Annotated in this window: 13 protein-coding genes and 2 pseudogenes; 6 read left to right on the forward strand and 9 right to left on the reverse strand. The window is 60.1% G+C overall.

Translation table 11 applies throughout. From position 1 onward, the window contains the following. The first annotated feature begins 24 nt into the window (after positions 1-24). On the forward strand, positions 25-1179 hold the full coding sequence (locus AC0L39_RS14945) for an efflux RND transporter periplasmic adaptor subunit (protein WP_473259050.1): 1155 nt from the start codon (positions 25-27) through the stop codon (positions 1177-1179). Beyond that, positions 1067-2431 carry an efflux transporter outer membrane subunit gene (locus AC0L39_RS14950; RefSeq protein WP_473259052.1) on the forward strand — a complete coding sequence of 455 codons (1365 nt, stop codon included), beginning with the start codon at positions 1067-1069 and terminating at the stop codon, positions 2429-2431. The genes AC0L39_RS14945 and AC0L39_RS14950 overlap by 113 nt, the downstream gene beginning before the upstream one ends. Here AC0L39_RS14950 and AC0L39_RS14955 read toward each other — a convergent pair. The 8 genes from AC0L39_RS14955 to AC0L39_RS14990 are packed head-to-tail and all read right to left on the reverse strand — an operon-like array spanning position 2428 to position 8430. Beyond that, positions 2428-3429 (reverse strand): HupE/UreJ family protein, encoded by a 1002-nt coding sequence (locus AC0L39_RS14955; protein ID WP_473259054.1) that lies wholly within the window; start codon positions 3427-3429, stop codon positions 2428-2430. The genes AC0L39_RS14950 and AC0L39_RS14955 overlap by 4 nt on opposite strands. Beyond that, positions 3426-3857, reverse strand: coding sequence for a peptidylprolyl isomerase (locus AC0L39_RS14960; RefSeq protein ID WP_473259055.1), 432 nt, complete (start codon positions 3855-3857; stop codon positions 3426-3428). Before AC0L39_RS14960 ends, AC0L39_RS14955 begins: the two co-directional genes overlap by 4 nt. Next, complete coding sequence (locus AC0L39_RS14965; protein ID WP_473262489.1) at positions 3745-4236, reverse strand: hypothetical protein; 492 nt, start codon at positions 4234-4236, stop codon at positions 3745-3747. Before AC0L39_RS14965 ends, AC0L39_RS14960 begins: the two co-directional genes overlap by 113 nt. Positions 4237-4246: 10 nt before the next feature. Beyond that, positions 4247-6154, reverse strand: a complete 1908-nt coding sequence (locus tag AC0L39_RS14970) for a DUF3604 domain-containing protein (RefSeq protein ID WP_473259057.1) — start codon at positions 6152-6154, stop codon at positions 4247-4249. A 54-nt stretch (positions 6155-6208) separates the two neighbouring features. Further along, on the reverse strand, positions 6209-6604 hold the full coding sequence (locus AC0L39_RS14975; protein ID WP_473262415.1) for an exopolysaccharide biosynthesis protein: 396 nt from the start codon (positions 6602-6604) through the stop codon (positions 6209-6211). Further along, positions 6504-6851: an exopolysaccharide biosynthesis protein gene (locus AC0L39_RS14980; RefSeq protein ID WP_473259059.1), complete on the reverse strand. Its 348-nt coding sequence runs from the start codon at positions 6849-6851 to the stop codon at positions 6504-6506. The genes AC0L39_RS14975 and AC0L39_RS14980 overlap by 101 nt, the downstream gene beginning before the upstream one ends. Positions 6852-6893: 42 nt before the next feature. Further along, entirely contained in the window at positions 6894-7343 is a 450-nt protein-coding gene (locus tag AC0L39_RS14985) for a MaoC family dehydratase (protein WP_473259060.1), read from the reverse strand. A 7-nt stretch (positions 7344-7350) separates the two neighbouring features. Then, positions 7351-8430, reverse strand: coding sequence for a CaiB/BaiF CoA transferase family protein (locus AC0L39_RS14990; RefSeq protein WP_473259062.1), 1080 nt, complete (start codon positions 8428-8430; stop codon positions 7351-7353). Here AC0L39_RS14990 and AC0L39_RS14995 point away from each other — a divergent pair. The 4 genes and pseudogenes from AC0L39_RS14995 to wecB all read left to right on the forward strand — a co-directional run bounded on the left by AC0L39_RS14995 (position 8390) and on the right by wecB (position 13723). Next, positions 8390-9913: a nucleotide sugar dehydrogenase gene (locus tag AC0L39_RS14995; protein WP_473259064.1), complete on the forward strand. Its 1524-nt coding sequence runs from the start codon at positions 8390-8392 to the stop codon at positions 9911-9913. The genes AC0L39_RS14990 and AC0L39_RS14995 overlap by 41 nt on opposite strands. Then, on the forward strand, positions 9910-11154 hold the full coding sequence (locus tag AC0L39_RS15000; RefSeq protein WP_473259066.1) for a glycosyltransferase family 4 protein: 1245 nt from the start codon (positions 9910-9912) through the stop codon (positions 11152-11154). The genes AC0L39_RS14995 and AC0L39_RS15000 overlap by 4 nt, the downstream gene beginning before the upstream one ends. Positions 11155-11263: 109 nt before the next feature. Next, a pseudogene (gene wecC, locus AC0L39_RS15005) lies at positions 11264-12570 on the forward strand (UDP-N-acetyl-D-mannosamine dehydrogenase). Further along, positions 12567-13723 (forward strand): annotated as a pseudogene (wecB, locus tag AC0L39_RS15010) (non-hydrolyzing UDP-N-acetylglucosamine 2-epimerase). The pseudogenes wecC and wecB overlap by 4 nt, the downstream one beginning before the upstream one ends. Here the strand turns inward: wecB and AC0L39_RS15015 are convergent. Next, entirely contained in the window at positions 13686-14018 is a 333-nt protein-coding gene (locus tag AC0L39_RS15015; protein WP_473259067.1) for a hypothetical protein, read from the reverse strand. The pseudogene wecB and the gene AC0L39_RS15015 sit on opposite strands and share 38 nt — an antisense overlap. Positions 14019-14075: the final 57 nt, after the last annotated feature.

Genomic DNA, 14075 nt, shown 5'->3' on the forward strand with positions numbered 1-14075 from the left:
TCCCTGCAATCCCTTGAGAAACCTATGGCCCTCCTTCCCCAAAACCTGAGCTTTTCGCGGCAGATCCTCCCGGTGCTGGCGTTGATCGGAATCGTCGTTGCGGCCTTCATGATATTTGGCGGTCTGCCCGACCGATCGACTGCCGAGCCCGATCAGCAGCCGCCCAAGGCCACCGGTGAACTCGCTAACGCTTCAAGGGTGGCGGGATCCGGGCTGGTCGAACCGTCGAGCGAGATCATCGATATCGGCTCGGCCTTGTCGGGGCTAATCACGGACTTGCGCGTCCAACCGGGCGACCGCGTCGAAAAAGGCCAGCCGCTGTTTCTCGTCGATGACCGCGCCGCCCGCGCGCGCCTCGCCGAAGCCAACGCCGCGATCGGTGAAGCCCGCGCGGCCATCGCCGAGGCACAGGCAGCGCAGAGCACCGCCAGCCAGCAGCTCGCCCTCTACCGCAATCTCGATGATCCCGCAGCCGTAAGCCGCGCCGAGGTTATCCGGGCGGAAGGCGACGCGGCGGCTGCCAAGACAAGGCTAAACCTCGCTAGGGCCCGGCTTTCCGCAGCACAGGCTCAGGCTGGCAGCGCGCGCACCGAATTGGGCAGGCTTACTGTCCGTGCCCCGATCACCGGCGAAATCCTCGCGGTGAATATCAGGCCGGGTGAATTCGTCGCCACTCAAGGCGGCAATTCGCAGCCCTTCATCCAGATGGGCGAGACGAACCCGCTGCACGTCCGCGTTGATATCGACGAGAACGAAGCGGCGCGGGTCGAACTTGGCGCCGATGCCGTGGTCTCGCCGCGAGGTGCTGCGCAAATTCAGGCAAAGGCGCAATTCGTTCGCGCCGAACCGCTCGTGGTGCCCAAACGCCAGCTGACCAACAGCGCGGTACCGAACGGGTCGATGTCAGGGTCCTCCAGATCATCTACGCGCTGCCGCAGAGCGAAGCCTTCCGGGTCGGCCAGCAGGTCGATGCGTTTATCCCCGCTAACGAAGCCGCGGCTGAGCAGGAGTAAGAGCGATGCGCCGTCTTCTCGCATTATCGCTGATGGCAGCCTTGGGTGCTTGTGTGGCCGGCCCGCCGCCGGAAGTCGCGACCCCGACGCCGGAATTGCCGGCAGACTTCTTCTTCATCGGAGACGAGCAAACGGCGTCGTCGGTCGAAGCGCTGTTGCCGAATGAGGACCCGGCCTTTGCCTCACTTGCGACGCAGGCACTCGTGGACGCACCCAGCCTTGCCGAAGCGATTGCACGGGTCGAGGCGGCCCGCGCCAGAGCGCGCCGGGCGGGCGCTGAACGCCTGCCCAATGTGAGCGCCGATGCATCGGTGACTGGAACGCGGATCAATCCCAACCAGTTCGGCGATGGCGCGGGCGGGTTTATCGACACCGAGCAGGTGTCATACGGCGCAAATATCGTCGCAAGCTGGGAAGCGGATATTTTTGGCCGCCTCAAGGCTCAGGAGCGCGCAGCCATCGCCAGGATCGACGCGGCCAGCGCCTCTGCCAATGCAGCGCGCCTTGCATTGATGGCTGAGATTGCGGGCAACGTGATCGACTGGCGCGTGCTTTCCGCTCGTACGGAGGCGCTGGAGGAGGATGTCGACGCTGCAACGCAGCTCGCATCGCTTGCGAAAATACGCGAGGATGCAGGCATTGCGCCCGGTTTCGACAGGGTTCGTGCGGAAGCCACCGCCAGCGCATCGCGGTCACGCCTCGCAGCGCTGGCAAGCGAGCGCGCGCGGATCATCGGGCGGCTCGTCACCCTGACTGGCCAGAACGCAGCGGAGGTGACAGCGGCGCTGTCGCAGCCTGCGGCATTGCCCGAACCCAGCCCTGCCCCATCAGCTCTCCCAACCGAGCTGCTCACTAACCGGCCTGACGTGGTCGCGGCTGCCAGCGAACTTGCGGCCACCGATGCAGAACTCGCCGCAGCCGCGCGCTCCCGCTTCCCCAGCCTCACATTATCCGCCGTCATTGGCCTGATCGCGTTCGACCCAAGTGATATTTTCGATGAGGATTCCATCGTCGGCACGCTGGCGGCTGGCCTTGCCGGACCGCTGCTCGACTTTGGCCGGATCGAGGCCGAGATTGATGGGGCGGCGGCCAACAAGAAAATCGCCTTTGCAGCCTATCGCGGGGCCGTTTTCCAAGCGCTTGGCGATGCCGAGGCGGCTTACGGCCTGATCGCTGCCGCCGATGCCGAAGCTGCGCTTGCCGTGAAGGAGCGAGACCAGCTCAGGCGCGCCGCAAATCTTGCCGACACGCGCTTCCGCGCCGGTTTGGCGAATTTCCTCGAAGTGCTCGGAGCGCGGCGCGCAGCCGATGCGAGCGGGGAACGCGCTGCTGCGGCGCTGGGCCGGGCAGAGCGGGCACGCGTCCTGCTGTGGCAGGCTTTGGGGGGCACCCCGGTGAGCGAAAAACCGGAAGGCTAACCGGCGATCCTCTCGATCAGCCAAAAGCTTCCGGTGATACCGATCGCGTAGGTTGCAAATCCGATCGCCGGGGTCTCCGCCCTGGGAACCGCGCGGCGCATCCCTTCGAGCGCTACCAGTAGCGCAGCGATCACCAGCAGCTGACCCGCCTCGACCCCGAGATTGAACGCGATCAGCGCGCTGGCGACTTCGCCTTGCGGCAAACCGATTTCGGCGAGCGCTCCTGCGAAGCCGAAGCCGTGCAACAGGCCAAACGCGAAGGCGGCAAGCCACGGTATGCGCCGGGTGACAGTTGGATTGTCAGGGGCGCGGATCGCTCGCATGACTTCGGCGGCGAGGAAGACAATCGACAACGCAATCAGCGCCTCGACCGGACGGCTCGGCAGACCGCTATAGCCGAGCGTAGTCGCCACGAGCGTGATCGAATGCGCGATTGTGAAAGCGGTCGCGGCCTTGACCACTGCCCAGCCCCTGCGAACGAGGAAAACCAGCGCGATCACAAACAGGAGATGGTCCCAGCCAAGCAGGATGTGCTCCGCGCCAATGATGAAATAATCGCGCGAGACTGCCCATCTATCGGGCTGCGCGGCAATCCGGGCCGTTGGCGCGCTCGACGTCAGCCTGAAGGTCTGCACTGGCTGGTCAAGCGGGACGTAACGCGCAATCGCGTCGGCATTTCCGATGAGTTCACTAAGGCCGAATGCCGTGCCCGGCATCTCGCCGTCGCAGCGCAATTCGGCGCGGCCAATCAAGGCCAGCGGCGCGGCTCGCCTGACCGGCTCTGCGATCACAGTGCAATTGCCTGGCACGACCGGCTGTGCAACTTGAACAGCCGAAGCACCTCCGCTCGCTGCTATGGGCACGGTCCATTCGAGCAACCATTCGCCGGGAGCGGTTTCCGCCAGCTCCATCACCGCAGGCCGAAGTTCATCGGCGGCGAGCGGCCCGGCAAGGCAGGCACAGACGGCCGCGATCAGTACCCGCATGAGCCTCGTCATCGGTCGATCTCGATACGGTAAGCATCGCGCAGAACTTCGTATGCGCGCGACTTTCGCTTGGCGATTTCTGCGCTGCGCCAGTCGCGTTCCACCCGCAACCGCTGGGCGTCAAAATCGGGCAACGAGGTCGTGCGCTCGCGCATCTTCACCAAATGCCAGCCGAAGCCCGATTGCAGCGGCCCTTGCCACTCATCGCCTTCATCGAGATCCGCGATAGCCTTCGCAAATGCTTCGCCGAAAACGACGCGCACATCTCGAAGCGGTTTGGCCTCCAACACCGGCGGCAGTGACGATGCTTCTCCCCTGGACCGCCACTCAGATGCCTCTCCCACATCGTTTAACGCCGCGCGCGCCGATGCGGCATCTGCAAACACGATCTGATCGAAGGTGACCGAGATTTCTGCTCCATATCGCTCCGGATCTCGCATTGAAAAAGCCTCGCAAGGCGTCCTCATCCGGATCGGCGCTTTCAGCAGCCGCAGCCGCCACCAGATCCATCTTGGAGACCAGCCGCCTGCGCACGACTGCATCGCCTTGATCCAGTCCAAGACGCAGTGCCTCTCGGTAGAGCACCTCATCGCGCACGAAGCGGTCGATTTGCGCGTCAAGTTCGGCATCCGTGGGCGCGCGGCCCATGATCCGTTCGAACTGAAGTGCCAGCTGCGCTTGCTGTTCTCGGTCCACGTCTATCACGCGCGATGCAGGATCGAGCGCATTGCCGCCGGTCCAGACAAAGAAGGCGTAGAGCGCAGCGCCCGCGAGCAGAAAATGAACCAGAGGCTCACGGACCCAGCCTGGAAGTTTCACTCTGCGCCTTTCAGGCGTTCGGTCGGAGCCAGATCGGCGAGGTATAGGCGCGCTCTTGCGCCACCAATTCTACGTCGCTGGTCAGCTCGGTGCCATACTGAACGCGGTCGAAAAGCGGCCAACGAGGAGTCGGGATTTCGAGGACGCGGACATAGTAGAAAGCGCGCAGGCCTTCGGTGTAGTCGGGGTCGGTCCACACGCTGCGCAGCTCCGCCGCCCCGATATCGTTCGTATAGGTCGCGGTTTCGCGGTCGACCGTGTCGCCGACAGCAGGAACCTTGCCTCCGCTGCGCACACGTTCGGTCATATCACTCCACACCACGTCATAGACCCGCTCGCGCAATTCGCCCGAGGCATCAAGCCAGCCCTTCACGACCTGCACCCGGTCCAGATTAGCGCCATCCGGATCTTTCATGGCGCTGATCATGAAACTGGGCGCCTCACCGCCATCGGAAAGCTCACCGCCCATCGGCACGCCTTCGGAATACCCCTTGCGGACCCAGTCGCCTTCCCAGTCACCTTCCTCGAAACCGAAGCCACCAAACACTCGCACGCTCATCCGCGTACCGGTGGTGGCGTAGACTTCACGTCGCTCGAAAGCATCGAAGATCTCGGCGCGCGTATTGCCGCGTGCCCAAGCCGCCGCATATCCACCAGCAAGATAATGCCAGCCGAAGCGTCCCTCGCGCGTCCCGAGATTTTGCGCATCGAGGGCGCGCCCACTGCGCGGTTCGTTGCCGGTGTGCTTGCCGTAGAAATTGTCTTCGCTCGTGGTCGCGAGTGCGGTGTGGCTGTCGGTCGATCCGATCATGCCAAACGCGTAGGGGTTCACGCCCATTTGCTCTTCAAGCGTCAGCCCGCGCTTCAATGCTTCGCGGACATAGGAACCAGCCAGCATGTCAGGCTCGGTTTTCCTCGTGAGCGGTAAATTGCCGAGCTCCCAGCCGGTCACCCCGAAGCCGGCCATTTCGTCATTCGGCGAAAGAAACGGGTGGGCTTCGCTGTCACCCTTGATCTGCGTCACCTCCACCACCGGCTCCGCGGCGGCCCTCTTGGCCGCGTATTCCGCGGTCATCGGCGCGCCGCCGGGCATCGTCATCTCGAACATAAGCCCATTCGAGAGGTTGGAATTGTGCGGTATTGCGAGCGCCCTGCCTCCCGTGTTTTCGGCATAGGCGGCCATGTAATCCCACAGCTGCTCGGGCGTGGTATCCAGGCCCGGAAACGGGACGACCTGGCTCGTCTTGTCGCTGCCATCTCGAAACATCACGACCCGGTGCAGATTGTTGCCATCCGGCATCAGCGTCCATTCGAACCCTGCAAACGCCGTGAAGATGCCAGGCCGGTTGTAACGGTCGAGCAAATCGAGCTGCGTGTTCCAGATATCGCGCGTATTCTCGGCCTGCTGCTCTGGATCCCGTAACGCCTCGGGCAAGGTTCCGTCTGCTGCGACCGTTATCAATTCTGCAATCGCAAGCTGCGACTGCTGCGGGCTTTCGTGCATCATGTCGTACCAGCGCAGCAACGTCTCATCGCCCTGCGCGACTACCCCTATACGCGGCGCATCATATAGCCGCCGCGTTGCTCCAAGTCCGTCGGAGTGGTCCGCGATAACAAGGAAATCGAGCGGGCGAGCCAGCTTCGCCTGCGCGCCCGTGGTCGCGGTGACCTCTTCGCCGCTGGCAAATCTTAGCGCTTCTTCCGGCCCAAGCCGCACGCCAAAACCAAAGGCATCTACCGAGTTGTCGGTGTGGAGATGAGTGTCGCCCCAATAAGGTCGGTCGGGAAATTCAGCGAGTTCGATCGTGCCGGTGCCATCGCCGCTCTGGCTCGCATCGACCGCTTCCAGTCCATCGCACGCCGACAGGCCAATCGCCGAAATGCTCGCCAGCGCGAGCCTTTGCCATGCTGATTGCATGCGCTTTCCCCTCTTCTCTCCGGGGAATAGTCTGCCGCTAGAGCTGCGGGTCCGTCAAGCGCCCATCACAAAAGGCATATAGCCACTGCCAGCTGCTTCGGAGCCGAAGTAATAGAAACCCAGCCCGATCATGGCAGCGAGCGCGAGCACCCACGCAATCAGCATGGCAAGCCCGTCGCGCACCATTATGGCGACGCAGATGATGGAGATCGCGATCATCGGACCCGCGCTCGCCCATGGCAATAATTCGAGCGGAGGAACCGCCAGCGCCAGCACGATAATTATGGCCGCCGCGACACGCAGAGAGGGGCCTTCAGCCAGAAATTCGAGGCGTCCTCTTGCTACACCGTCAAGCTTTTCGTACCGGACCGTCCAGCGTCTTGGTAGCCTTTTCGAGCTTTTCCGACGTGACGGATCGGCTCTGGATAAACTTCGGCACCCAAATGTGATCGCTACCCAAGAGCAACTGCAGGGCAATAAGCGCGATGCACAGCGCGAGCAGGCTCGGTACGCCAGGAATTATTCCGATCGGTGTAAGCTCGAGCAGCGCCAGGACCATCATGATCGGCGCGAAACTCCGATCGCCGAATTTATCCAGCACGTCGCCGAATGATACTTGTGCCTCGCTCTCGGCGAGTTCGCCAAGCCCTTCGACGACATCGCCGATAGATTCAGGTTCTTTGGTTTCCTGCGCCATAGCGATGATACAACGCGCTTCGCAGCGGAATCGGTCCCGGAATTATGCAGATTTATGCAACAAGGCCGAGCGCTCGCAGCGGCAGACCACTTCGTCTCTCTGGTTCACAAGTTCATGAATAAAGGTCACAATTCCGGCTTCCGGACGCGATTTGCTCGCGCGCACCTCCTTCACTTCGCTTTGCGCACGCAACGTGTCTCCGATGAAGACCGGCTTGGGGGTGACAACCTTGTCGAATCCCAGATTAGCCACCAGAGTGCCTAGCGTAGTGTCGCCCACTGACAGCCCGACGAGCAGCGAAAATGTGAAAGTAGAATTCACCAGGATTTGTCCGAACCCGCTCTCCTTGGCCGCCTCGACATCGAGGTGCAGAGGCTGCGGGTTGTGGGTCATGGTCGAAAACAGAAGATTGTCGGTTTCGGTCACTGTCCGCCTGATCTCGTGCTGGATCCGGTCACCGACCTGCCATTCATCGAAGTATTTTCCAGCCATCTTGCGCCTAGCCCTTCGTCCAGTTGGCGGCGATTTCGGCGCCGTCTTCGGTGCTTGAACGGATCGCTCCCGGCGTTCGGCTGAACCGCGGCGCGGGCGCTGTGTGCCAGGCCCCGTCATGCTCGACGAATGCCCCGCGCGCCTTCATGTGAGGATGCTCGCGCGCCTCGTCCATTTCGAGCACCGGAGCAAAGCAGGCATCGGTTCCCTCCAGCAGCGCGGTCCATTCGGCCTGCGTCCTGGTCTTGAACATTGCGGCCAGCCGGTCGGCGTAGTCGTCCCAGTTTGCAGGGTTCATCTGACCCTCTGCAAGGTCCGCCGGAGCCCCTGACTTCGCCAGCAGCTCAGCGTAGAATTGCGGTTCAATCGCACCGACTGACACTTCCTTGCCATCGGCGCATTCGAAACAGCGGTAGAAGTGAGCCGCACCGCCCAGCATCCCTTTGCCTCGCTCGGTAGTGATGAAGGGCCGGTCGCGCACACCGAAGAAAAAGCTCATCAGGCTGGTCGCGCCATCGACGATTGCCGCATCGACCACCTGTCCTTTGCCCGACCGCTGCCGTTCGTATAAAGCCGCGAGAATTCCGAAAGCGCAGTACATCGAACCGCCCCCGAAATCTCCGACGAGGTTTTGCGGCGGGACCGCCGGCTCGCCAGCCTTTCCGACGGAAGACAGCGCGCCGGTGACGGCAATGTAATTGATGTCGTGACCGGCTGCCTGTGCAAGCGGGCCCTCCTGTCCCCATCCCGTCATGCGGGCGTAAACAAGGCGCTCATTCGCTGCGAGCAATTCTTTGGGACCAATGCCCAGGCGCTCCATGACACCGGGACGAAACCCTTCGATCAGAACATCCGCTCTTGCAGCAGCATCGAGGCAAAACGCCTTGCCATCTGCGCTCTTGAGATCGACCGCCACACGGTGCCGGGCGCGCTCCACGACGGGATTTGTGATGGCGGCGCCGGGCCGCTCGATCTTGACCACTTCGGCGCCCAGATCGGCGAGCAGCATCGCGACATGCGGTCCCGGTCCGATCCCGGCAAATTCGATGACTTTCAAGCCGGCTAGTGGGCCATTTGCGTCGCTCATGGGGCGCTCTCCTTATGCTTTACCTCTTTGCCGGTGTGACATAACGCTGGCAACAGTTGGCAAGTCAGGAATTTTTGCGCTCTCTCGAACCGATCGCATACCCCGAAAATTCGGCTCACGCCGGGCTGGGAGCTATGGACTTGCTCATTGCCGACACATGGAGTGGTTGCTATCGCGCACGCGAACAAACGCCATTCCAAGAAGCGAGAATCCCCCCGTGAAAATTGCAATTTTTGGCTTGGGATACGTCGGCTCGACTGCTGCCGGCTGTATCGCCAAACAGGGCCATCATGTGGTCGGCATAGACGTCAGCCAGGCCAAAGTTGACGCGCTAAACGAAGGATGCGCACCAGTATACGAGCCGGGCTTGGACGATTTGATCGCAAACGCGCGGTCCGAAGGGCGGATCGAAGCCTACACCAGCATCGCCGGACATCTCGATGATTGCGACATTGCGATCGTTTGCGTTGGCACCCCCAGCGGTGTCGATGGCGCCCATGATATGAGTTTTATCGCGCAGGTTACGCGAAACATAGCCGAAGCAATCGATCCCGCGCGCTCAAACCCGCTGACACTGGCTTATCGCTCCACGATGCGTCCCGGCTCTTGCGAAAACATCATCTGGCCGATCATCGAAAGCGCGCTCGGAAGCGCTGCAAGCAATGCGGTGGAGTTGGTCTATAACCCGGAATTCCTGCGCGAGGCATCCGCAATCGAGGACTATTTCAATCCTCCCAAGATTGTCATTGGGACGCTCGGTGCAAAACCATCGCTCAACATGCATGCCCTGCATCAAGGTATCGATGCTCCGATTTTCGAGGTTGGCTTGCGCGAAGCGGAGATTACCAAATTCGTAGATAACAGTTGGCACGCCGTGAAAGTGGCCTTTGCCAACGAGATCGGCCGAGTATGCCAAAACCTCGATATTTCAGCGCGGCAAGTCCACGAGATTTTCAAGAGCGATACGAAGCTGAACATATCGGCTTATTACACCCGCCCGGGCGGCGCATTTGGCGGGTCCTGCCTGCCCAAAGATGTACGCGCGCTGCAGTATATTTCGGCAGATACGGGATCGGCAACGCACTTGGTGGATTCGCTCATCAGGTCGAATGAGGCGCACAAACATCATCAATTTCAGCACGCTGTTGATGGTCTGAAGCCCGGAGCGAAGGTCCTGCTGGTCGGACTTTCGTTCAAGATGGAAACCGACGATTTGCGCGAAAGCCCAGCGGTCGACATGGCGCGCAAACTGCTCGAAGCCGGGTTCGCGCTGGAAATTCACGACCCACAGATCGAGCCAGACAATCTCGTGGGACAGAATCTCGGCTATGCTTATGCCTGGCTGCCCAAGATCGACGGGTTGCTGGTAGACAAGGAGCGTGCCGAAAGCGGTGTTCATGACCGCGTCATTGCAACCAATCGCCTGATAGACGATCTCGATATAGACCCCGGGAAGCTCGTTGATGTGAGCACGATCCCGTGAATCAGGCGCTTTCTGCTGAAGCAGGCTTACCCTCCATTATCGAAGGCGAACCGCTAAAGGATCGGCATATCCTGATCGTCGTCGAAAACCTGCCCCTGCCGTTCGACCGACGTGTCTGGCAGGAAGCGCGCACTCTGAAAGCCGCGGGAGCGCACGTTTCGATCATATGTCCCACCGGCAAGGGGCATGAAAAACGCTTTGAAGTGATCGAGGGCGTGGAAATCCACCGCCATCCCTTGCCGCTCGAGGCGAAAGGAGCCCTTGGATTTCTAGCCGAGTATGGTGCGGCGCTGTTCTGGGAAACATTGCTTGCCTGGCGCATATTCTTCAAGCGGCGATTCGACGTCATTCAAGGCTGCAATCCGCCCGACCTGATCTTCATTGTCGCCTTGCCTTTCAAGCTGCTGGGCGTGCGCTACATATTCGATCACCACGACATCAATCCCGAGCTGTACGAAGCAAAGTTCAACAAACGCGGGTTCTTCTGGAAACTGATGGTGCTGTTCGAAAAGCTGACATTCAAGGTGGCAGACGTCTCAATCGCCACCAACGAAAGCTACAAGGCGATTGCAATTGATCGCGGAGGCATGACGCCCGATCGTGTCCACGTCGTGCGCTCAGGCCCCGACTTATCGCGGCTCAAAATCGTGCCGCCCGTCAACGGCTGGAAAAACGGACGCGCGCACATGGTGGGCTATGTTGGTGTCATGGGCGAGCAGGAAGGTATCGATCTGCTGATCGATGCAGTCGAACACATCGTGCGACATAGCGAGCGGACGGACATTCAATTCGTTCTTGTCGGTGGAGGACCCGCGCTTGACGACCTGAAAGCGCTTACGCTCGACAAGAAACTCGAAGATTACATCTCCTTTACAGGAAGAGCTCCTGACAAGGACCTGTTCGAGGTACTTTCGACGATGGATCTCGGGGTCAATCCTGACCGGGTCAACTCAATGAACGACAAATCGACCATGAACAAGATCATGGAGTATATGAGCCTCGAAAAGCCAATGGTGCAGTTTGACGTTACCGAGGGGCGTTTTTCAGCTCAGGGTGCTTCCTTGTATGCTGCGGCGAATGATCCGGTTGATCTGGCTGACAAGATCATCGAGCTTGTCGACGATCCCGTCAAACGTTCCGCGATGGGCAAATATGGCCGCGAACGGGTCATCAAAGAATTGAACTGGCAGCACCAGATCGATCCTCTTCTGGCGGCCTATAAGCAGGCACTTTCGCGCTAGAGACAGAGCGGCACAATCTGCCACAGTGGTAAAAACCGCATAAAGCATAACCCGATCTTAAATCCTTTACGCTCAAGAAACCCTGCAAACCGGGGATTTTTGAGAGCTGATGAACGCACCCTTTGACACTCTGGCAGCATTCGGTCCGGATGCCGCTTATCAACCTGCACCCGATCATCAGATCGCCGTGATAGGTCTCGGGTATATCGGCCTGCCAACATCCGCCGTGCTTGCCAGCTACGGCTGGAATGTGTGCGGCGTCGATCTTTCCCAGAAGATTGTCGAGACTGTTAATGCTGGCCGCGTTCATATCGAAGAGCGTGATCTCGATCGATTGGTCCGGGAGGCAGCTGATACCGGTACGTCTTACTGCGTCAACGACGGTCCCGACAGCGCATTTCTACATGATTGCGGTGCCGACACCGCTTCGCTCCGACAATTCGCCGGATATAGCATTTGTCGAAGCTGCGGCTCGCTCTATCGCCCCGAAAATTCTTCCTGGTGCATGCGTCATCGTGGAAAGTACCTCTCCGGTGGGGACGACCGAAAAAGTCGCTGAAATTATCGCTGATATGCGACCTGATCTGAACATCCCGAAATTCGGCGACAAGAACGGCGGCGATATCGCGCTGGCCTACTGCCCCGAGCGTGTTTTGCCGGGGAAGATCGTTCACGAGCTGGTAGCAAACGACCGGGTCATAGGCGGCATCACACCGGCATGTGCGGAGCGCGCCGCCGCGCTCTACACAAGCTTCGTTCAAGGCGATTGCCTGACCACCAATGCGCGAATAGCCGAAACCGTAAAGCTGGTTGAAAACAGCTTTCGAGACGTCAATATCGCCTTCGCCAATGAATTATCGATGATTGCCGACGAGATCGGCGTAAATGTGTGGGATGTGATCCGGCTCGCCAACCGCCACCCCAGGGTGAATATACTCCAGCCAGGTCCGGGTGTGGGTGGGCATTGCATTGCAGTCGACCCGTGGTTCCTCGTCGCCGGGGCTCCTGAGGCTGCGCGTCTCGTGCGGACTGCTCGCAACGTCAATGACAGCAAGGCAGCCCACACCGAGAATCGCATTCGCGCGATCATGGAAAGCGCGCCCGATTGCAAAGTCGCGCTGCTCGGTCTCGCCTTCAAGCCGGATATCGACGATTTCCGCGAGAGCCCGGCTCTTCAAATTGCAGAGAATCTCGCCGACGAATTCGGCCAACGGTTGCTTGTGGTGGAGCCTTTTGCAGAACAACTTCCGGTACGGATTGAGTGATTGCGGAGCAATGCTTGTGCAGCTTGACGTGGCATTGGATGCAGCAGAAGTAGTCGTGGTGCTCGTCGATCACACCGGTTTCAAACACCTCACGGTCGGCGATTTGGCCGGCAAGGTGACGTTCGACACGCGCGGAATGCTCAACAGATGAGCAAGAGCGCGCGACGTCCGCGCATTTTGGTGACCTTTGGAACGCGTCCGGAAGCGATCAAGATGTTTCCGGTCGTAAATGCACTGCGAGATTTCGATCGATACGACGTTCGGGTCGCAGTCACCGCGCAGCACCGCGAGATGCTCGATCAGGTTCTCGAAATTGCTGATATCGAAGCGGACATAGACCTCGACCTGATGCAACCCGAGCAAAGCCTCGATGCACTTTCAGCAAGGATCATCACCCGCTTCGGTAGCGCTCTGGATGATCAGCAGCCGGACCGGGTGCTGGTGCACGGCGACACCTTGACAACAATGATGGCAACCCTCGCATGCTATTTTCGGCGCATCCCGGTAGGACATGTCGAAGCGGGATTGCGGTCTGGTGACATTTATTCACCATGGCCCGAGGAGGTTAACCGCAAGGTCACCGGCACGATAGCCGATCTTCATTTCGCTCCTACACAGAATGCAGCGAACGCCTTGCGGGCCGAAAACATTCCCGCTGATGCCATTCATGTGACCGGTAACACGGTGATCGACGCACTTTTTGACGCGCAGTCGAAGATCCGCGAGGATCCTTCGCGGGCCCCGCAAGTGGAGAGCCTCAAGAACCGTTTTTCCGGTAAGCAACTCATCGCAGTCACTGCGCATCGGCGAGAAAACTTCGGCAGCGGCATGAAGCAGATTGCAGCGGCTCTCCGCGAGCTTGCGCAGCGCGACGATACGGCGATCATCTACCCGATGCATCCCAATCCGAATGTGGTGGATGTTATGCGTCCGGCCCTTTCAACCTGCAGCAACATCGCGCTCATCGAGCCGCTCGACTATCTTGGTTTCGTTGCCATGCTCGAAGCATGTGACATCGTGCTGACGGATTCAGGCGGCATCCAGGAAGAGGCACCCAGTCTTGGCAAGCCTGTCTTGGTCATGCGCGATACCACTGAAAGGCCCGAAGGCATTTCGGTACCGGCACGGCGAAGTTGGTCGGCGCCGATCGCGCCTCGATAGTCATGGAGACCGAGCACCTGCTGAATGACTCCGATGCGTACTCGCAGATGGCGAAGGCCCACAATCCTTATGGCGATGGCAATGCAAGCCGCCGGATCGCGCAGATTATTGACCAAGCCCACGAGGCGGGCGCGTTGAAATGACGATCTTGACGTAATAAAGCGCACTAGCCGCGACAAGCGCGCTCAGGCCGATGTCTGCTATCCAGTTGAGCTTGAGCGGCCCGTAGAGCAGGCCATCGACCGGGCTCAGCGAAATCAATCTCAAAGCAACCAGGAACAGCATGGCGGCGCCCCCGCCCAATGCCACTGCAACTGCTATGTTGCGGCGACCTGCGATGGAATGGGCAGTGCGGAAGAAGTAAAGGAAGCCTGCAAAGCCACCGAGTGCGACTGCAATCGCCGCCAGCGGTACGCTGGAAATCTCTGCGCGTGTCATAGGTCTCCTGTGAACGCATCGCGTCACGAAAGCTGTCGCGCAAGAGATCTTCGATGT

This window comes from Erythrobacter sp. K21-9, from assembly GCF_055808355.1.

Excerpts from the sequence above, each read along its gene's own strand:
- AC0L39_RS14955 (WP_473259054.1), bottom strand. The coding sequence starts at position 3,429 with ATGACGAGGCTCATGCGGGTACTGATCGCGGCCGTCTGTGCCTGCCTT.
- AC0L39_RS15015 (WP_473259067.1), bottom strand. The coding sequence starts at position 14,018 with ATGACACGCGCAGAGATTTCCAGCGTACCGCTGGCGGCGATTGCAGTC.
- AC0L39_RS14990 (WP_473259062.1), bottom strand. The coding sequence starts at position 8,430 with ATGAGCGACGCAAATGGCCCACTAGCCGGCTTGAAAGTCATCGAATTT.
- AC0L39_RS14980 (WP_473259059.1), bottom strand. The coding sequence starts at position 6,851 with ATGGCGCAGGAAACCAAAGAACCTGAATCTATCGGCGATGTCGTCGAA.
- AC0L39_RS14970 (WP_473259057.1), bottom strand. The coding sequence starts at position 6,154 with ATGCAATCAGCATGGCAAAGGCTCGCGCTGGCGAGCATTTCGGCGATT.
- AC0L39_RS14985 (WP_473259060.1), bottom strand. The coding sequence starts at position 7,343 with ATGGCTGGAAAATACTTCGATGAATGGCAGGTCGGTGACCGGATCCAG.
- AC0L39_RS14960 (WP_473259055.1), bottom strand. The coding sequence starts at position 3,857 with ATGCGAGATCCGGAGCGATATGGAGCAGAAATCTCGGTCACCTTCGAT.
- AC0L39_RS14945 (WP_473259050.1), top strand. The coding sequence starts at position 25 with ATGGCCCTCCTTCCCCAAAACCTGAGCTTTTCGCGGCAGATCCTCCCG.
- AC0L39_RS14995 (WP_473259064.1), top strand. The coding sequence starts at position 8,390 with ATGACTTTCAAGCCGGCTAGTGGGCCATTTGCGTCGCTCATGGGGCGC.